We start from the raw sequence: 20,593 nt of genomic DNA, 5'->3' as shown, positions 1-20,593 counted from the left end.
CTCATGAACCGCCTCACCGCCCTGCTTTGCGGCGCTCTGCTGTTGCCCGCAGCCCCACGGGCCCAGGTGCCGGCGCCGTCCGTGCCCGTGGGGCTGCGGCCGAAAGTGCGCCCGGTGGCAGCGGCGCCGGCGCGCCGGGAGCAGCTGCGGGTGTACCTGCTGCTGGGGCAGTCGAACATGGCGGGGCGCGGGGTGGTGGAGGCCGCGGATACCACGGCTCCGGCCCGGGTGTGGCGGCTGAACCCCGCCGGACAGTGGGAGCAGGCCAAAGACCCGCTGCACTTCGATAAGCCGGTGGCCGGCGTGGGGCCGGGGCTGAGCTTCGGCCGGGCCATGGCCGCCGCCGAGCCGGAGGCCGTCATCGGCCTGGTGCCCTGCGCGGTGGGCGGCACGGCCATCAGCACCTGGCAGCCCGGCGCCCTCGACGCGGCCACCAACACCCACCCCTACGACGACGCCCTACGCCGCGCCCGCGTGGCCCTGCAGAGCGGTACGCTGGCCGGCATCCTCTGGAACCAGGGCGAGGCCGACAGCAGCCCCGAGAAAAGCCAGGCCTACGCCCAGCACCTCGCGGCGCTCATCGGCCGTCTGCGCCAGGACCTGGGCGCGCCCGCGGTGCCCTTCGTGGCCGCGCAGTTGCCCGCGTTTCAGTACGAGCGGCCCGACAGCCTGGGCCCGCGCCGCGCCAGTGCCGGGGCCGTGCAGCTGAACGCAACCGTAGCCGGCCTGGCCCAAACCGTGCCGCACTACGCCTACATCACGACGGAGGGCACCCGGCATCGCGGCGACCAGTTGCACTACGATGCGGCTTCGGCCCGGCTGCTGGGCCGGCGCTACGCCGCGGCCATGCTCCGGCTGCAGGCCGAGGCCACATCACCCCCGGCACCGAAACCCAAATCCAGGGCCCCGGCCAAACCCACCAAGTCCCGCACCTAGCCGCAAACGCCTGCTCACCAACTCTCCACCACCTTCGTCTGGCCCCTCCTCGCCCTGTGCGGAGCGGAGGCCGGCGGGTGAGGCGCTTATGAAAACGACTTCCCTCCTACTCCTGAGCCTGCTGCTGAGCAGCTGCGGCGGCTCCGGCTCCGAGCCTCAGCCGGAGCCACCCCTGCCGCCGGCTCTCGGCAGCCTGCGCGAAGCGGCGTTTCCCTTCGGGGCGGCCGTCAACGTGAACCTGCTGCGCAGCAGCGCGGCCTACCAGGGCGTGGTGACGCGGGAGTACCGCAGCGTGACGGCCGAAAACGCCATGAAATTCCGCAGCCTGCACCCGGACGCGGCCACTTACGCCTGGACGGACGCCGACTACCTGGTGCAGTACGCTCGCCAAACCAACAGCCGCGTGCACGGCCACACCCTGATCTGGCACAACTCCCTGCCCGCCTGGGTGACCGGCTTTCAGGGCGACTCGGCCGCCTGGGAAACCCTGATGAAGACGCACATCCAGACCGTAGTGGGGCACTTCCGCGGGCAGGTGGCCTCCTGGGACGTGGTCAACGAAGCCGTGGCCGAGGACGGCACCCTGCGCCCCAGCCCGTGGCTGCAGCACCTCGGGCCCGACTACGTGGCCCGCGCCTTTCAGTACGCCCGCCAAGCCGACCCCGATGCCAAGCTGTTCTACAACGACTACGGCCACGAGTATGGCCCCACCAAGCGCACGGCTATCCTGAACTTGGTCAGTAGCCTCAAAGCCCGCGGCATTCCCATCGACGGCATCGGCCTGCAGCTGCACACCTCGCTCACCCGCTCAGACGCCAACCTGGCCACGGCCATTACCTCGGCTGCCCAGACGGGCCTGCTGGTACACATTTCGGAGCTGGACGTGGCCGTGAACCCCGGTAACCAAGCCGGCCTGGCGTGGTCGGATGCCCTGGCCGCCGCCCAGAAAGCCAAGTACAAGCTCATCGTGCAAACCTTCAACGCCCTGCCGGCCGCCCAGCGCTTCGGCATCACCACCTGGAACGTCACCGACGCCGACACCTGGGTGCGCGGCGCCTGCGGCTGCCCCGACTGGCCCTTGCCCTTCAACGAGCAGTACCAGAAAAAACCCGCCTACGACGGCATCGTGGAAGGCTTGCAGTAACCATCAAACCGCCTCCCGGGCCGCGCCTGGGCCCCAGCCGCGCTTCCTGGCTCCGCCGCGGCTAAGCCGCGGGGCCAGAGGACCGGAGGCGGCATTTCATTCGTTGACTCACCTGGCGGCTGCCGGCCGCATTGGGGAATGGGGAAAGCAGCTGTTTCGCAGGGAACAGGAGCCGCACACCTTGGTGAGTGAGGGGTGCCGGCACTGAGGAAGCAGTTGCAGCCGACAGCCGCCAGTGAGTTCAACGACCATTTGTTGCCGGGTCCGTTCCCGGTTTTATTCCCCGATTCGCATGCGCGTACTCCGCTATCATCCGTTGCTCCTCGGTTTGCTGCTCGCCGCCGGCCCCGCCGCGCTGGCGCAAAAGACCAAAGTGAAGGTCAAGAAAACGGCCGCTTCGGCCGCCCCCGCCCCGGCCCCCGCGGCCGACCTCGAGCCGCGCATCACGGCGCTGCTCGGGCAGATGACCCTGGAGGAAAAAATCGGCCAGCTCAACCAGTACTCCGGCCGCGAAGTGACCGGCCCGGCCAGCAACCGCAAAACCGACCTGCTCAACAGCATCCGCGCGGGGCAGGTGGGCTCCATGCTGAACGTGAAGGGCGTGGCCGATACCCGCCTCATCCAGGCCGAGGCGCTGAAGTCGCGGCTCAAGATTCCGCTGCTCTTCTCCCTCGACGTCATCCACGGCTACCAGACGGTGTTTCCGATTCCGCTGGCCGAAGCCGCCAGCTGGGACCTGGCGGCCATCCGCGAGTCGGCGCACGTAGCCGCCCGCGAAGCCGCCGCGTCGGGCATCCACTGGACGTTTGCGCCCATGGTGGACGTGGGCCGCGACCCGCGCTGGGGCCGGGTGATGGAAGGCGCCGGCGAAGACACCTACCTCGGCTCCCTGATTGCCAAGGCCCGGGTGCTCGGCTTTCAGGGCGAAAAGCTGGGCGGCACCGACGCCATCATGGCCTGCGCCAAGCACTTCGCGGCCTACGGCGCCGCCATTGCCGGCCGCGAGTACAACGCCGTGGATGTGAGCGAGCAGCAGCTTTGGCAAACCTACCTGCCGCCGTTCAAAGCCGCCGCCGACGCGGGCGTGGCCACCTTCATGAACTCCTTCAACACGCTCAACGGCGTGCCGGCCACCGGCAACCGCTACCTGCAGCGCGACATCCTGAAGGGCCAGTGGCAGTACCCCGGCTTCGTGGTGTCCGACTGGGGCAGCATCGGCGAGATGGTGCCCTGGGGCTACGCCACCGACAAGGCCGACGCCGCCCGCAAAGCCTTGGCCGCCGGCTCCGACATGGACATGGAAAGCGACTCCTACCACACCACGCTGGCCCAGTCCATCCAGGCCGGCAAAGCCGATATGGCCCTGCTCGATGACGCCGTGCGCCGCATCCTGCGCAAGAAATTCGAGCTGGGCCTGTTCGACGACCCCTACCGTTTTTCGGACGAGAAGCGCGAAAAGCAGGTGCTCAGCGACCCGCAGCACCGCGTGGCCGCCCGCGACGTGGCCCGCAAATCGATGGTGCTGCTGAGAAATGACAACGCCACGCTGCCGCTGGCCGCGCCGCGCCGCATTGCCCTCGTCGGGCCGCTGGCCAAGGCCAAGCGCGACCTGGCCGGCAGCTGGGTGGTGCTGGCCGACACCGCCCAGATTACTTCGGTGTACGAAGGCTTGAGCAAGCGCGCCGGCAAAACCGCCCAGGTGCGCTACGCCAAGGGCTGCGAGGTGCAGGGCGACTCCCGCGCCGGCTTCGCCGCGGCCGTGGAAGCCGCCCAGGCCTCCGACGTGGTGGTGCTCTGCGTGGGCGAAACCTGGGACATGAGCGGGGAGTCCAAGTCGCGCACCGACATCGGCCTGCCCGGCGTGCAAAACGAGCTGTTCCAGACCCTGAAAGCCACCGGCAAGCCCGTGGTGGTGGTGCTGATGGCCGGCCGCCCGCTGGTATTCAACCAGATTGCTGACCAGGCCGACGCCATTGTCTACGCCTGGTGGCCCGGCGCGGAAGGCGGCAACGCCCTGGCCGACGTACTCTTCGGCGACTACAACCCCTCGGGCAAGCTGCCCAGCACGTTTCCGCGCTCGGTAGGCCAGATTCCCATCAGCTACCAGCTCTACAACACCGGCCGTCCCGTCACCAAGCCCGGCGACATTCGCTACAAGTCGGCCTACATCGACTCGCCCAACACCCCGCGCTACGCCTTCGGCCACGGCCTGAGCTACACCTCGTTCAAGTACGACGGGCTCCGGCTCAGCCAGCCCACGCTAACCGCGGGCCAGGCGGTGCAGGTGCAGTGCACCGTCACCAACACCGGCAAAGTGGCCGGCGAGGAAGTGGTGCAGCTCTACCTGCGCGACCTGGTGGCCTCGGTGGCCCGCCCGCTCAAGGAGCTGAAGGACTTCCAGAAAATCAGCCTCAAACCCGGCGAAACCAAGACCCTCACTTTCACCATCGACAAGGACAAGCTGGCCTTTTACAACGCGAAGCTGGAATGGGTGGCCGAGCCCGGCGACTTCCAGCTGATGATTGGCTCCGCCTCCGACGACATCCGCCTCGAAAGCAAGCTGACGCTGCAGTAACACCGAATGGTCCTTCCCGGCCGTCGTGTCTCGACTGCGCGCGACACGACGGCCGGGAAGGACCGCCCAAACCACCTCTTCTACCCCCGCTCCATCCCCTCCAACCTATCCATGAGCCTTTCCCCCGACACTCCTCCGGCCCCGGCCTTGTCCGCCCTCAGTCAGTTTTCCCTTGACGGCAAAGTCATCGTCATGACCGGCGCCACGGGTGTGCTGGGCGAGGCCATGTCCCTGGCCGTGGCCGAAGCCGGCGCCAAAGTGGCCATTCTCGGCCGCGACGCCACCCGCGCCCAGGCCCGCGTGGCCGCCATCGAAGCCATCGGCGGCGAGGCCATTCCGCTGCTGGCCGACGTGCTCGACCCGGCCCAGATGCAGGCCGCCTGCGACGAAATCATCCGCACCTGGGGCACCATCGATGGACTGGTGAATGCCGCCGGCGGCAACATGCCCGGCGCCGTCGTGGGCCCCGACCAGGACCTGTTCGACCTCAACATCGACCACACCCGCCGCGCCGTCGACCTGAACCTGTTCGGCACGGTCATTCCGACCAACGTGTTCGGGCGGGTGATGGCCGAGAAGGGCAAGGGCAGCATCGTGAACGTGTCGTCGCTGACGGCGCAGCGGCCCCTGACGCGGGTGCTGGGCTACACCCTGGGCAAAAAAGCCATTGAGGCCTACACTCAGTGGATGGCCGTGGAGCTGGGCCTGCGCTACGGCGGCGGGGTGCGCATGAACGCCATTGCGCCCGGCGTGTTTCTCACCGAGCAGAACCGCGCCCTGCTCGTCAACCCCGACGGCACGCCCACGGCCCGCGCCCGGCAGTTCATTGCCGGCACGCCCTACCAGCGCTTCGGCCAGCCCGAGGAGCTGACCGGCACCCTCATTTACCTGCTCAGCGACGCCTCCCGCTTCGTCAGCGGCGAAACGGTGCTCGTCGACGGCGGCTTCAACGCCTACAGCGGGGTGTAAGGCCTCGCGCCGCCTGCTGCCGCTCAGCAAGCAGAGCACAGGAGAGTGGAGAATAACTGACAACTACTTTCGCCCCCGACGGCTTTTTTCCCTGAAACCCGCTTCACCGTCCCGCTCGTCAATTGTCAGGCTTCCCTCTCCTTTCCGGGGAGGGGGCAGGGGGTGAGGCGCACCACCAACTCGCAATGCCCATCATCCAAAGCTGGCGCTGGTACGGTCCGAACGACCCGGTCAGCCTCGCCGACATCCGCCAGGCCGGCGCCACCGACGTCGTCACGGCCCTGCACCACGTCCCGAACGGCCAGGTCTGGACCGTCGAAGAAATCCAAAAGCGCCAGGCCGAGGTAGCAGCTGCCGGCCTCACCTGGAGCGTGGTCGAGAGCGTGCCGGTGCACGAGCAAATCAAGACGCGCACCGGCGCCTTCCAGCAGCACATCGACCACTACAAGACGTCGTTGCGCAACCTGGCGGCCTGCGGCATCCGCACCGTCACTTACAACTTCATGCCGGTGCTCGACTGGACGCGCACCGACCTGAGCTTCGCGGTGGAAGACGGTTCCAAGGCCCTGCGCTTCGAGCGCGCCGCCTTCGTGGCCTTCGACGCGCTGCTGCTCCAGCGCCCGGGCGCCCGGGCGGAGTACTCGGCCGCGGAGCTGGCCACCGCCGAAGCCCGCCTCCGCGGCATGAGCGAGGCCGAGCGGGAGCTGCTGGTGCGCAACCTCATTGCGGGCCTGCCCGGCTCGGAGGAAAGCTTCACCCTGCAGCAGTTTCAGCAGGCCCTGGACGCCTACCAGGGCATCGACGCCGACCAGCTACGGGAGCACCTGATTTTGTTTCTGCGGGAAATCGTGCCGGTGGCGGAGGAAGTGGGCGTGGTGCTGGCCATTCACCCCGACGACCCGCCCTACCCCATCCTCGGGCTGCCCCGGGTGGTGAGTACCGCCGCCGACGTGCAGGCCCTGGCCGACGCGGTGCCCTCGCTCAGCAACGGCCTCTGCTTCTGCACCGGCTCGTTCGGCGTGCGCCCCGACAACGACCTGCCGGCCATGGTGCGCCAGTTCGCCGACCGCATCCACTTCATTCACCTGCGCAGCACCCAGCGCAACGAACAGGGCGACTTTTACGAGGCCAACCACCTGGAAGGCGACGTGGATATGTACGCGGTGATGCGGGAGCTGGTGCTGACCATGCAGCGCCGCCAGCAGAGCCTGCCCATGCGCCCCGACCACGGCCACCAGATGCTCGACGACCTGCACAAGAAGACCAACCCCGGCTACTCCGCCATCGGCCGCCTGCGCGGGCTGGCCGAGCTGCGCGGCCTCGAGCTGGGCATCACGCGCAGCCTGTAATTCCCGGCGCCGCTGAACCCAAAGAAAGCCTGCTTCCGCCGATGGAAGCAGGCTTTTTTTCGAAGAGGACCAGCGGTTGCGTCGGCTGAACTTGGCCCGGGCCGGCGCAGTTGTGGACTTGGCACCGTGCCAAACGGAACCGTGGCGCCAAACCGCCCAATTTGCCGAACTTGCTTCCCCATCGTTTTCCCGTCCCGTGTCCACGCACCGCGCTTCCATTTCGGATCTGGCTGCCCAGCTGAATCTGTCCGTTTCCACCATTTCGCGGGCGCTCAGTGACCACAGCAGCATCAGCGAGGCCACCAAGCGCCGGGTGTGGGACCTGGCCCGCGCGCTCAACTACCAGCCCAACCAGCTGGCCGCCGCCCTGCGCAAGGGCCGCAGCAACACCCTGGGCGTCATCGTGCCCCACATCGACGGGCATTTTTTCGCCTTGGTGCTCAAAGGCATCGAGAACGGGGCCAACCAAGCCGGCTTCAACGTGATGATCTGCCAGTCGAACGAAAACGCGGCCCACGAGAAGAAAAACCTGGAAACCCTGCTCAACGCCCAGGTGGAAGGCATTCTGGTGTCGCTGTCGCTGACCAGCAAGGACGTGCAGCACTTCGAGGAAGTGCGCCGCCGCCACCTGCCGCTGGTGTTCTTCGACCGCATTCTGGAGGCGCCCGACGTGTCGGCCGTGGTGCTCGATGATTACCAGGGCGCCTACCAGGCCGTGGCGCACCTGATCGGCCAGGGCTGCCGGCGCATTGCCCACATCGGCGGGCCCCAGCACCTGAACATCTGCAAAAACCGCTACCGCGCCTACGTCGACGCCCTGCAAGCCCACGGCCTGCCCTACGACGAACACTTGGTGTACTTCTGCGACCTGACCCTGCCCGACGGCCTGCAGGCGGCCGAGGTACTGCTCGGCCGCAACGCGCCCTTCGACGCCGTGTTTGCCGCCAACGACCTGGCCCTGGCCGGCGCCATGCAGGTGCTGCGGGCCCGGGGGCTGCGCATTCCGCAGGATGTGGCGCTGGCCGGCTTCAGCAACGAGCTGTTCACCCTGCTCACCGAGCCGCACCTGACCACCGTCGACCAGCGCTGCGAGGAGATGGGCCGCACCGCCGTGCGCCTGCTCCTCGACATGGTGGAGGACCAATCCCGCACGCTGGCCCCGCGCCAGATCGTGCTGCAGCCCGAGCTACTGGTGCGCGGCTCCTCGCAGCGGCTCGGGGCGTAGCGGCCATTGACTTAGTAGTGCTGCGTGCAACGCTGCTGCGCATATTTCCACCCAAACGTCATGTCGAGCGCAGCCGAGACATCTCGCCGGATAGTAATGTCAATCATTGGGTTACTCTCGGACATCAGCCCGCGAGATGTCTCGACAAGCTCGACATGACGGCCAGTATCCATTTTCCTCAACTCCGCTTCAAGCCCGCTTCCTGCCAGAAGCGGGCTTTTTGCTGGCACAAGGCTGGGCCAATTAACGGCTAGCCCGCCCTTGCAGCCTCCCAACTCGTCGGTGCGTCTGTTACCTTCACTTTTCCACTCTCCTTCTTTCTGTCCATGACCCACACTTCTGCCATCGGCCGCTGGCTGCTGGCCGCGCCCCTGCTGGGCACTGCGCTGCTTACCGGCTGCCAATCGGGCGGCTCCTCCTCGAACAAGCCCGATGTGCTGCAGGCCAGCCTCGACACCACCGCCCGCCCCGGCGACGACTTTTTCCAGTACGCCAACGGCACCTGGCTCAAGCAGCACCCCATTCCGGCGTCGGAAAGCAACTGGGGCATCGGCAAGGAGGTGCAGAACGAGGTGTACGCCCGCCTGCGCGCCCTGAGCGAAGACGCGGCCAAAGCCAACGCCAAAGCCGGCAGCACCCAGCAGAAAATCGGGGACTTCTGGGGCACCGGCATGGACTCAGTGGCCATCAACAAGCAGGGCGCCGCGCCCTTGAAAGCCGAGCTGGACCGCATTGCCGCCATCCGTTCCGGCGCCGACGTGCCCGCTGAAGTGGCCCGCCTGCAGATGATTGGCGTCGACGCGCTCATCGGGCCCTACGTGGGGCAGGATGCCAAGAACAGCGAGAAAATGGCCCTGCACCTCTACCAGAGCGGCCTGGGCTTGCCCAACCGCGACTATTACTTCAACAAGGACACGCGCACGCGCAACATCCGCCAGCAGTACGGCCGCCACGTGCAGCGCATGTTTCAGCTGCTGGGCCAGGACTCGGCCACGGCCAAGCAAAACAGCGCCCGCGTAGTGGCGCTGGAAACCAAGCTGGCCGCTTCCTCGCGCAAGCTCGAGGACCTGCGCGACCCGTACCGCAACTACAACAAGATGGCCGTGGCCGAGCTGCCCAAGCTCACCCCGGGCCTCGACTGGGCCGCCTTGCTGCGCCAGATGGAGCTGCAGAAGGTCGATACCGTCATCGTGGGCCAGCCGGAGTTTTACCGCACGGTGGGGCAGCTGCTGAAGTCGGCGCCGGCCGAGGACTGGCGCGCCTACCTGCAGTGGCAGCTGGCGCACGCCTACGCGCCCACGCTCAGCCAGGACTTCGACCAGGAAAACTTCCGCTTCTACGGCACGGTGCTGCAGGGCAGCAAGCAGCAGCGCCCCCGCTGGAAGCGCGTGCTCGACGCCGAGGAATCGGCCATGGGCGAGGCGCTGGGGCAGCTGTTCGTGAAGGAATACTTCTCGCCGGCCACCAAGCAGCGCTACGAGCAGATGACGCAGAACGTCATGGCCGCCTTCCGCGAGCATATTCAGCAGCTCGACTGGATGAGCGCCGAAACCAAGCAGAAGGCCTTGGTGAAGCTCGGCAAAATCACGCCGAAGGTGGGCTACCCGGATAAGTGGAAGGACTTCTCCTCGCTCGACGTGAAGCGCGACTCCTACGCCCAGAACGTGATGCGCGCCAACGAGTGGAAGTACCGCTACAACATCAACAAGCTCGGCAAGCCCGTGGACCGCACCGAGTGGGACATGACGCCGCAGACCTACAACGCCTACTACAACCCCTCCAACAACGAGATTGTGCTGCCGGCGGCCATCTTCGCCATTCCCGGCCTCAAGGACGAGGAAGCCGACGACGCCATCGTGTACGGCTACGGTGGGGCCAGCACCATCGGCCACGAGCTGACGCACGGCTTTGACGACGAGGGTAGCCAGTTCGACGAGAAGGGCAACCTGCGCAACTGGTGGACCAAGCAGGACCGCGCCGAGTTTCAGAAGCGCGTGAACCAGATTGTGCGCCAGTTCAACGGCTACACCGTGCTCGACTCCCTGCACATCAACGGCAAGGCCACCGCGGGCGAAAACATTGCCGATTTGGGCGGCATCGTCATTGCCTACGACGCGTTCAAAAAGACCGACCAATTCAAAAAGGGTGAGAAAATCGGCGGCCTCACGCCCTCGCAGCGCTACTTCCTGGGCTACGCCCTGGGCTGGCAGAGCCACCAGCGCGACGAGCAGCTGGCCCAGCGCATCATGACCGACGTGCACTCCCCGGCCCAGTACCGCGTGAACGGCCCGATGGCCGACGTGCCCGCCTTCTACGAGGCCTTCAAAGTACAGCCCGGCCAGAAGCTCTACCGCGCCGACACGGCCCAGGTGCGCATCTGGTAATCCGACATTACTTCCCAATCAAAAGCCCGTTTGCCCTTGGCTAACGGGCTTTTTGCTTTACCTGAGCCTAGGTCTCTCCTGTTTGACACGCCTTTGTTTACCAGCTATTGTCGGCATTACCCAATAGAATATTTACTATAACCTACTGATGGAGGCAGATCAGCACCGAGTACAATTATTTACCATATATATATAACTAATTCAAGCAAATAATACGATGCTACGAACTTTTTAAAAAATAGTTACAATAATTTGTTAGATAAATACACATACAGATACCTTTCAGTTACATCCCGTCCAATTGTCTCTTCTGGTCTTCTATAGCTGCCTCTTCGGGGTAGCCCGGCAGACCTATGCTTTTACCGAGCTGCATTTCACACTCCTATTCACATAGCGTCATGAACACACCTTTACCCTCACCTATGCGAAGAGCCAGGGGCCGCAGCGCCGGATTCTGGCTCTGCTTGCTGCTCAGCTTTCTGACCTCGCTGAACGCGCTGGCCCAGGTGGCCAATGTATACACGGACAAGCCCGACTACCTGCCTGGCGACATTGTGGTGATTGAAGGCAACGGCTGGCAGCCCGGCGAGGAGGTGCGGCTGGAAATCGACCACTCGACCATTACGCACGGCAACACGGTGCTCACGGCCATGGCCGACCCCAACGGCCACATCTACAACGACCAGTTCGTCATCCAGCCCATTCACCTGGGCGAGGCGTTTACGCTGGCGGCCACGGGCCAAAGCTCGGGGCTAACGGCCCAAACGACGTTTACGGACGGCGACGCAACTCTGGTGACAGCGCTGCCCAGCACCAGCGCGACTTGCGCGGGCGCCACCAAGGAGCTAACGGCCGCGGCCAACGGCTCATCTAACGCCGCTACCTCCTGGCAATCCAGCACCAACGGCACCTCGTGGGCAAATATTTTCAGCGGCAGCGGGGGGTACACCATTACTACTTCCAGCACCGGCAACACCACCACCTCTACCCTATCGTTCACGGCCTCGACCACCCAGAACAACCTGAGCTTCCGGGCGACGTTTGGGGGCTCCGGGTCCGGTGCGGCGTCCGTATCCACTGTCACCGTGCTGACGGTGACCTCGCCGCCGACGGCGCCCAACGTTTCGGCCCAGACCTTTTGCGCCGCCAATAACCCCACGGTGGCTTCGCTACCGACCGGCTCGGGAAGCTACAAGTGGTACAGCTCCCTGGGGGCCACCACTGCGCTAACCAGCACCACCGCCCTGACCAACAGCACGTACTACGTTTCGGCCACTACCAATAGCTGCGAGAGTGCCCGCACGGCCGTGGCCGTTACGCTCACGCCTACGGTAGGCACGCCCAGCGCCATTGGGGTGACGCCGGGCACCGAGCCGACGTGTCAGTTCACCAGCAACCAAGTGGTGACGACGAGCTACAGTTCCTCGGCCACCAACAGCACCGGCCTGAACTGGTCGCTCAGCCCCGCCGGGGCTGGCTCTATCACCAGCGCGGGCGTGGTGACCTGGACCCGCAACTACACCGGTACCGCGACCATTCAGGTCACGGCCAGCGGGTGCGGCGGCCCCTCGGCCCCCACGACGCGCACCGTGACCCTCGCCCCGCGCGTGGGCACCCTCACGTTCGCACTTGGCACGACTTCCAGCCGCTGTCAGGGCGCCGGCACGGTGACGTACACCGCCACCGCGGCCAACGCCACGAGCATCACGTACGCGCTGGACGCCACTTCGCTGGCCGCCGGCAACAGCATCGTGGCCACGACGGGGGTCGTCACGTACGTGGCCGGCTACAGCGGTTCCAGCACAATTACGGCCACCGCTGACGGGTGCGGCCCGGTGGTGGGCACGCACACCGTTGGCACGCTTCCGCTGCAGCCCTTTTACCGGGACGCCGACGGCGACACCTACGGCAACGCGGCGCTGGTGCTTCAGGCCTGCAGCGCGCCGGCCGGGTACGTGAGCAACGCCGACGACTGTAACGACGCGCAAGCCAGCATTCGGCCGGGCGCGCCGGAAGTCTGCGGCAACGGCATCGACGACGACTGCGACGGGCAGGTGGACGAAGGGTGCACGCCCGTGGTGGCGAGCATCGCACCGACCTCCGGCGCGGTGGGCGCCCTGGTCACCGTGGGCGGCAGCCTGTTTGCCGGCGCTACCGCCGTGTCTTTCGGCGGCACGACCACGACGGCCTTCACCGTTAACGGCGCCGGCACCAGCATCAGCGTAACGGTGCCGGCGGGGGCTTTGTCGGGGCCCATCAGCGTGACGACTGCCAACGGCGTGGGCACCAGCAGCACGTCGTTTACCGTGTTGCAGCCCCCTACGTTGGCCTTTGCCGACATCAACAAAACGTACGGCGACGCCACTTTTGCTCTTAGCGCCACCACCAATTCTCCCGGAGCCATTACGTACTCGGTGGTGTCGGGCAGCGGGGCCAGCGTCAGCCCGGCTGGGCAGGTGGTCATTACCGGCGCGGGCTCGGTGCAGCTCAAGGTTTCGCAAGCCGCCAGCAGTCCGTACCTGGCAGCCGAACAGACGGCGACGCTGACCATTGCCCCCGCTACTCCCGGCATCATCTGGCTGGCGTTGCCGGGCATTACGTACGGGGCTGACCTGAGCGGCAGCCTCACGGCCACCGCTGCGTTCCAGGGCGCTGCGGTGCCCGGCACGTTCGTTTACCGCCAGGGCGGCGCCGTGGTCACCGCGGCCACCAAGCTCAACGCCCAGGCCACGGCCTACGCCCTCACGGTGGACTTTACACCCAGCAGCGGCAACTTCGCGCCGGCCAGCGCCTCGAACACTTTGGCCGTAGCCAAAGCCGACCAATTCATCAACTGGGCGGCGCCCGCCGCCATTGACTACGGCACGCCCCTGACGGCCGGGCAGCTAAACGCGACGGTAGCGGGCGTAGCGCAGGGCTCCGCAACCGGCGCGGTTACGTACACGCCGGCCGCCGGCACCGTGCTCGACGCCGGCCCGGACCAGGCGCTGACGGTGGAGGTGGCCGCAACGCCCAACTACAACGCCGCCACCACTTCGGTGCTGCTGACGGTGCGCAAGGTGGACCCCTCGAGCGTTACCGCAACCGGGGGCCAGTTTCCCTACGACCGGCAGCCGCACGGCGGCACCGGGTCGGCCAGCGGCCTCGGCAGCCCGCCGGCCGGGCTGACGCCGGTTGAGCTCAGCTACAGCGGCACCGGCGCCACTTCCTACGGCCCGACCGCGGTAGCGCCCACGCAAGCGGGCACCTACGTAGTGGTGGCCACCTACACGGGCAGCACCAACTACAACGCGAAATCCAGCGCCGCTGCGGCCCTGAGCATTACGCCGCAGACCCTCACGCCGACGTACGCGGCCGCCGATAAAGACTACGATGCCACCGCCGATGCCACGCTGACCGGCGTGGTCGTGGGCGGGGTGCTCGACGGCGACGTGGTGAATGTGAGCGGGGGCACGGCCGCCTTCGCCGACAAGCACGTGGGCCCGGGCAAGACCGTGACCGTGGCGGGCGTGAGCCTGACCGGCGCCGACGCCGGCAACTACCGCCTGCCCGTGGCGCCCCTCACCACCACGGCCACCATCCGCGCCCGGATGCTGACCGTAACCGGCCTGAGCGCCGGCTCCCGCGCCTACGACGGCACCCTGGCGGCGCCGCTTACCGGCACGCCGGCGCTGCTGGGCGTGCCGCCGGCCGAAATCCCGGGCGCCGTGACATTGAGCGGCACGGCGGTGGGCACGTTTGCCTCGGCGGGCGTGGGCACCAGCAAGGCCGTAACGGTTTCGGGACTGGCCTTGAGCGGCCCGGGCAACGGTAATTACGCCCTGACGCTGCCCACCGCCCTGGTGGCCGACATCAACGCCAAGGCGCTGACGCCGGCCTTTAGCGCCGCCGACAAATCCTACGACGGCACCACCGACGCCACCATTACTGCCCGCAGCCTCGACGGTGTGGTGCCGGGCGAAACCGTGACGCTGACCGGCGGCACGGCGGCTTTTGCGACGCCCGCCGTGGGTACGAATAAACTCGTCACGGCCACGGGCTTTGGGCTTAGCGGCTCAACCATTGCCAACTACGACCTGGCGCCAGCGCCCGTCACCACCACGGCCAGCATCACGGCCCTGCAGCTGACGCCGCACATCACGGCCAACGGCAAAACCTACGACGGCACCACCAACGCCACACTCGCCAGCCAGTCGGTTACGGGCCTGCTGCCGGGCGAAACGGCCGTTGCCCTGGTGGTTGGCAGCCAGCAGTTCGACGACGCCCGCGTGGGCGCCCGCACTGTCACGGCCAGCGGCCTTTCGCTCAGCGGCGACGATGCCGGCAACTACCAGCTGGCGCCCGGTGCTACGGCTTCGGCCCCGGCCAGCATCACGGCCAAGAGCCTGACGGCTGCTATCGGGGCGGCCGATAAAGACTATGACGGCACGATGGCCGCGACCATTGCCAGCCGCAGCCTGACGGGCGTGGTGCCGGGCGACGCGGTGCAACTGACCGGGGGCACGGCCGCTTTCGCCGACAAGCACGTGGGCACGGGCAAGACCGTAACGGCCAGCGCCCTGAGCCTTGCAGGCAACGACGCGGGCAACTACAACCTGCCCAACCCCACCGCCACGACCACGGCCAGCATCCGGCCGCGCGCCCTGCTGGTGAGTGCCAGCGGCGGCGACAAGCTGTACGACGGCAGCACCGCTACCACGGTGACGCTGAGCGACAATAGGGTGGGCGGCGACGTGCTGACGGCCACTTACGCCACGGCCACCTTTGCCAATAAAAACGTGGGCGCGGGCAAGACCGTAACGGTTAGCGGCATCAGCCTCGACGGGGCTGACGCGGGCAACTACGCCGCCAATGCCACTGCCTCCGTGCTGGCCCGCATCAGCCCCCGGGCGCTGAGCATCAGCGCCCGGGGGCAGCATAAAACCTACGACGGCACGATTGCAGCCACCGTCACGCTCAGCGACGACCGCGTGGGCGGCGACGTGCTGACCACGGGCTACGCCGCGGCTTCGTTTGACGATGCCGCCGTTGGCCAACACAAGCTCGTCAGCGTCAGCGGCATTACCGTGGGCGGGGCCGATGCCGGCAACTACACGCCCAACACCACGGCCAGCACCTACGCCAACATCACGGCCCGCGGCCTGGTGGTAACCGCCGATGCGCAGAGCAAGGTATACGGCGCCGCCGAGCCGCCCCTGACCTACCAAACCAGTGGCCTGCTCCCGGGTGATGCGCTGAGCGGGGGCCTGAGTCGGGCGGCGGGCGAAAACGCGGGGCCCTACGCCATCGGGCAGGGCGACCTGGCCAACGCCAACTACAGCATCACCTTTACCGGCGCCACCCTCACCATCACGCCCAAGCCCATCACGGGCACCTTCGCGGCGGCGGGCAAAGTGTACGACGGCAGTACCAGCGCCGCCATCGGCAGCCGCGCCCTGGTGGGCGTGCTCCCGGTTGATATCAACCAAATTACCCTAAGCGGCGGCACGGCCACGTTTGCCGATAAACACGCGGGCATCGGCAAAACCGTGACCGGCTCCGGCTTCGCCCTGGCCGGCCCGGCCGCCGGCAATTACTCGCTCACTTCCGTGGCTTCTGCCCTGGCCGACATCACGCCGAAGTCCATCACGGGCGGCATTGCGGCCGCCGATAAGGTGTACGACGGCGGCACCGCCGCGCAGCTCACCGACCGCACCCTCAACGGCGTCATCGGCAACGACGAGGTGAGCCTGACCGGCGGCACGGCCGCGTTTGGCAACAAGCTCGTGGGCACGGGCAAGACCGTGACGGGCACCGGCCAGGCGCTCAGTGGCGCCGACGCCGGTAACTACACCCTTAGCGCCGTCGGCCCGACGCTGGCCAGTATCACGGCCAAGAGCCTGACCGGTAGCATCACGGCCGCGGACAAGGTGTACGACGGGTCCGCCACGGCCACCATCACCGGCCGCAGCCTGACGGGCGTGGTGCCGGGCGACGCGGTGCAGCTGACCGGCGGCACGGCCGCCTTCGCCGACAAGCACGTGGGCACGGGCAAAACCGTTTCGGCCAGCGCCCTGAGCCTTGCAGGCAACGACGCGGGCAACTACAACCTGCCCAACCCCACCGCCACGACCACGGCCAGCATCACGGCCAAAGGCCTCGTCATCGGCATCACGGCCAGCGACAAGGTGTACGACCGCACCCGCGCGGCAACCGTGGGTGCCAGCATCAGCAGCGGCCTCGTGCTGGGCGACGCGGTCAGCGTTGGGGCCACCGGCGGGGAATTTGACACCAAGAACGTGGGCACGGGCAAAACCGTAACGGCCGCCGTGAGCAAGACCGGTGCTGACGCAGGCAACTACACTGCCAACGCCACGGCCACGGCCGCGGCGGCCATCACGCCGAAGCCGCTGACGGCCACCATCACGGCCCTGAGCAAGGTGTACGACGGCGGCACGGCGGCCACGCTGAGCGCGGTGGCCATTACGCCCCCCACCGACGTCATCAGCCCGGACGCGGTAACGGTGGCGGCCAGCAATCCGCTCTTCGACCTGCCCACGGTGGGTAGCCGCACGGTGACGGCCGGGGTAGCGCTGGGCGGCGCCGATGCCGGCAACTACCAGCTGACGGCCGCCACGGCCAGCGCCACGGCCAGCATTACCGAGCGCGCCGTGACGGTGACGGCCTCGGCCAACCAGGGCAAGGTGTACGGCGCCGCCGAGCCGCCCCTGACCTACGGCATCAGCGCCGGTTCGCTGGCGCCCGGCGACGCCTTCAGCGGGCAGCTGGCCCGCACCCCGGGCCAGAACGCGGGCAGTTACGCCATCGGGCTTGGCTCCCTGGCGCTGAACGCCAACTACACCCTGACGCTGACGCCCGGGGCCACCTTCGTCATCACGCCCAAGGCGCTGACCCCGGTGGTAACGGCCAGCAACAAGGTCTACGACGGCAATACCTCCGCCGATGTGCTGCCGCAGGCCCTGACCGGGCTGGTGGGCAATGATGCGGTGGTGCTGGAAGCCAACGGCTCGAAGACCTTCGCCAGCAAAACGGCCGGCACCGGCAAAACCGTGACGGCCGCGGGCCTCACGCTGGGCGGCGCGCAGGCCGGCAACTACGTGCTGAGCACTACTACGGCCACCACCACGGCTGACATCACGCCCAAAACCGTAACCGGCAACATCACGGCCGCGGACAAGGTGTACGACGGGTCCGCCACGGCCACCGTCACCGGCCGCAGCCTGACGGGCGTGGTGCCGGGCGACGCGGTGCAGCTGACCGGCGGCACGGCCACGTTTGACACCAAGCACGTGGGCACGGGCAAGACCGTCACGGCCAGCGGCCTGAGCATTGCGGGCACCGACGTAAGCAACTACAGCCTGGCCAGCAGCCCGGTGACGACCACGGCCAGCATCACGGCCAAAGCGGCGGCGGTAACGCCCACGGCCACCGGCAAAGAGTACGGCGCGCCGGAGCCTCCGCTGGCGGGGACCCTGACCGGCTTTGTGGGCCTCGACAACATCACGGCCACCTACAACCGAACCCCGGGCGAAGACGTGGGCGGCAGCCCGTACACCATCAGCGCCACGCTGAGCCCCGCGGCAGCGCTGAGCAACTACACCATTACCTACAACACGGCACCGTTTGCCATCGGCCAGGCCGAGCTGACGGTGACGGCCACCAGCTTCGCGACGCAGTACAGCCAGCCCAAGCCGACTTTCGGCGTGAGCTTCTCCGGCTTCCGCAACGGCGACAATGCCGGCGTGGTGAGCGGTGCGGCGGCCCTGGCTTGCCCGGCGGCGTTCAGCGCGGCCACGCCGCCCACGGTGAACAGCCCGGCCGGAACCTACGCCATCACGCCGTCGGTGGGCACGCTAAGCGCGCCCAACTACCGCTTCCGCTTCGTGCCGGGCACGCTGACGGTGACGGAGGAAACCGGCTTGGTGAGCTACACCGGCCAGACCTACTTCGCCACCGCGTCCCCGACCTCGACCACGGCCACCCTTTTGCTGACGGCGCAGGCCCAGGACGACCCGGACGGCTCGCGCGGCGACATCGTCAACAAGGCCGTGGTGGACTTCCGCACCAACAACAACTTGGCGGCGCCGGCCTTTATGAACCAAGCAGCCAACCTGACGCGCCCCATCGGCTACATTACCCCGGGCGTGGGTACCGACGGGCTGGCTACTTCTACCTCGCTGGCCTACACGCTCAGCGGCAGCGAGGTGAACCAGTGCGGCACCACGCTAACCGTGGCCCCGGTGCTCAATGCCAAAAACGGCAGCTTCTACACCGGCGCCGCCCAGGAGTGCACCACCATCACCATTTCCGTGCCCGGGCAGGATAATATTTCGGGGGGCGGCTTCGTGCTGCCGACCAACTCGGTGGGCCAATACGCCGCCGCGCCGGGCAGCAGAACGAACTTCGGCTTCACGATGAAGTACAACAACAGCGGCCGCAACCTGCAGGGCCAGGCCAACATCATCGTGCGCAGCGGCGGGGCCAACTACCAGTTCAAGAGCAACGCCATCAACTCGCTGACGCTGTCGGACTACAAGCCGGGCGCCACGGTGGTGGGCAAGAAGGCCGTGTTCAACACCAAAGCCAACCTGACCAACCTGACCACCGGCCTCTCCTTGGGCGGCAACCTCGACCTGACCGTGGAAGTGGTGCAGGCGACGGTGGCCGGGGGCAAGGACATGGTGAGCATCCGCGTCACTGACGCCGGCAGCAACCTGCTCTACGCCAACAACTGGACCGGCACCAAAGCCGAGCTGCAGAACCTCGACGGCGGCAAAATCAGCGTGCGCAGCACCACGGCGGCCCGCGACGCGGCCGAGCCCACGGCCACCGCCTTGGTAGCCCCCGAAACGGCCACGGCAGCCACCGTGGCGGCCGTCCGGACGACGCAGCTGCCGGGCCGGCCCACGCTCACGGCCGCGCCCAACCCCTTCGCCGAGCGCGCCCTCATCGAAGTTGACTTCTCGGCTGACGACGCCTACCGCCTCGACCTCTACGACCTGCGCGGTGCCCTGCTGAAGCACCTGCAGGCCGGCACGGCCCGGGCCGGGGCCCACGTGGCCGTGCCCTGCGACAACACCGGCCTACCGGTGGGGCTGTACCTGGTACGGCTGACCACCAAATACGGCGTGCAGCACCTGCGGCTCGTTCGCGAGTAAGCCGGCGCCCATGCCGCGCGAAAAGCCCTCTGCCACCTGGCGGAGGGCTTTTTTGTTGACCAAGGGTTGGATAACGCGGCCGTGGCTGGCCGGGCGGCTTGCGCGTAGAAGCTGTTTGGCCCGTTCTTGCCTGCCCATGCCCCTCGTCAGCATCATCATTCCCACCTACAACGAAGCCGCCGGCATCGGGGCGCTGGTGCGCTACCTGCGCGCGGCGCCGGGGGCCGAAGACGCCGAAATCCTCGTGGCCGACGGCCAGAGCACCGACGCCACGGCCGCCGCGGCCGCCGCGGCCGGTGCCCGGGTGCTGCCCTGCCCCCAGCGCGGGCGGGCGCCGCAGATGAACCACGGCGCCCGCCACGCCCGCGGGGAGCTGCTCTACTTTCTGCACGCTGACACCTACCCGCCCGTTGATTTTTTGGCGCAGATCCGGCAGGCCGCCTGCGCGCACGCCGGCGGCTGCTTCCGCCTGCAGTTCGACCACGGGCACTGGTTTCTGCGGCTGAGCGCGTGGTTCACGCGCTTTTCGGCCGATGCCGTGCGCTTCGGCGACCAAAGCCTGTTTGTGCGGCGCGCGGCCTTCGAGCGGGCCGGGGGCTTCCGCCCCGACATGGTGGTGCTCGAAGACCAGGAAATTGTGCCGCGGCTGCGCCGCTACGGGTCGTTTGCGGTGCTGCCCGCGGCGGTGGTCACCTCGGCGCGCAAGTACCTCGACAACGGCGTGTTTCGGCTGCAGGGCGTGTTTCTGCTGATCTACGTGCTCTACCGCCTGGGCGTGCCGCAGCCGCGGCTGCGGGCCGTATACCGCGCCCTCATCCGGCAAGACAAACTCTAACGGCCGGGCCGCAAACAA

9 protein-coding genes are annotated in these 20,593 nt (G+C 67.4%); all 9 read left to right on the top strand.

Annotation, left to right across the window (positions count from 1 at the left end):
• Nucleotides 1-3: 3 nt before the first annotated feature.
• The 9 genes from LJ737_RS05415 (at nucleotide 4) to LJ737_RS05375 (ending at nucleotide 20,575) form a co-directional block, all read left to right on the top strand.
• Entirely contained in the window at nucleotides 4-936 is a 933-nt protein-coding gene (locus tag LJ737_RS05415; RefSeq protein WP_227763550.1) for a sialate O-acetylesterase, read from the top strand.
• An 88-nt stretch (nucleotides 937-1,024) separates the two neighbouring features.
• Nucleotides 1,025-2,080, top strand: a complete 1,056-nt coding sequence (locus LJ737_RS05410) for an endo-1,4-beta-xylanase (RefSeq protein ID WP_227763548.1) — start codon at nucleotides 1,025-1,027, stop codon at nucleotides 2,078-2,080.
• Nucleotides 2,081-2,372: 292 nt separating this feature from the next.
• Nucleotides 2,373-4,655: a glycoside hydrolase family 3 N-terminal domain-containing protein gene (locus tag LJ737_RS05405; protein WP_227763546.1), complete on the top strand. Its 2,283-nt coding sequence runs from the start codon at nucleotides 2,373-2,375 to the stop codon at nucleotides 4,653-4,655.
• 111 nt (nucleotides 4,656-4,766) lie between these two features.
• Nucleotides 4,767-5,624, top strand: coding sequence for an SDR family oxidoreductase (locus tag LJ737_RS05400; protein WP_227763544.1), 858 nt, complete (start codon nucleotides 4,767-4,769; stop codon nucleotides 5,622-5,624).
• Between the two features lie 185 nt (nucleotides 5,625-5,809).
• A complete protein-coding gene (gene uxuA / locus LJ737_RS05395) occupies nucleotides 5,810-6,973 on the top strand; it encodes a mannonate dehydratase (protein WP_227763543.1) in 1,164 nt (387 codons plus the stop codon).
• 196 nt (nucleotides 6,974-7,169) lie between these two features.
• Complete coding sequence (locus LJ737_RS05390) at nucleotides 7,170-8,198, top strand: LacI family DNA-binding transcriptional regulator (protein WP_227763542.1); 1,029 nt, start codon at nucleotides 7,170-7,172, stop codon at nucleotides 8,196-8,198.
• A gap of 326 nt (nucleotides 8,199-8,524) precedes the next feature.
• A complete protein-coding gene (locus LJ737_RS05385; RefSeq protein WP_227763541.1) occupies nucleotides 8,525-10,582 on the top strand; it encodes a M13 family metallopeptidase in 2,058 nt (685 codons plus the stop codon).
• A 422-nt stretch (nucleotides 10,583-11,004) separates the two neighbouring features.
• The gene (locus LJ737_RS05380) at nucleotides 11,005-19,740 is read left to right on the top strand and encodes a YDG domain-containing protein (RefSeq protein ID WP_227763540.1); all 8,736 of its coding nucleotides are present in this window, start codon (nucleotides 11,005-11,007) and stop codon (nucleotides 19,738-19,740) included.
• Nucleotides 19,741-19,876: 136 nt separating this feature from the next.
• A complete protein-coding gene (locus LJ737_RS05375) occupies nucleotides 19,877-20,575 on the top strand; it encodes a TIGR04283 family arsenosugar biosynthesis glycosyltransferase (RefSeq protein WP_227763539.1) in 699 nt (232 codons plus the stop codon).
• Nucleotides 20,576-20,593: the final 18 nt, after the last annotated feature.

Source organism: Hymenobacter sp. 15J16-1T3B, from assembly GCF_020711235.1.
In the GTDB taxonomy this organism is placed as follows: Bacteria; Bacteroidota; Bacteroidia; order Cytophagales; family Hymenobacteraceae; genus Solirubrum.
This window is presented reverse-complemented; position numbering and strand designations above follow the sequence as displayed.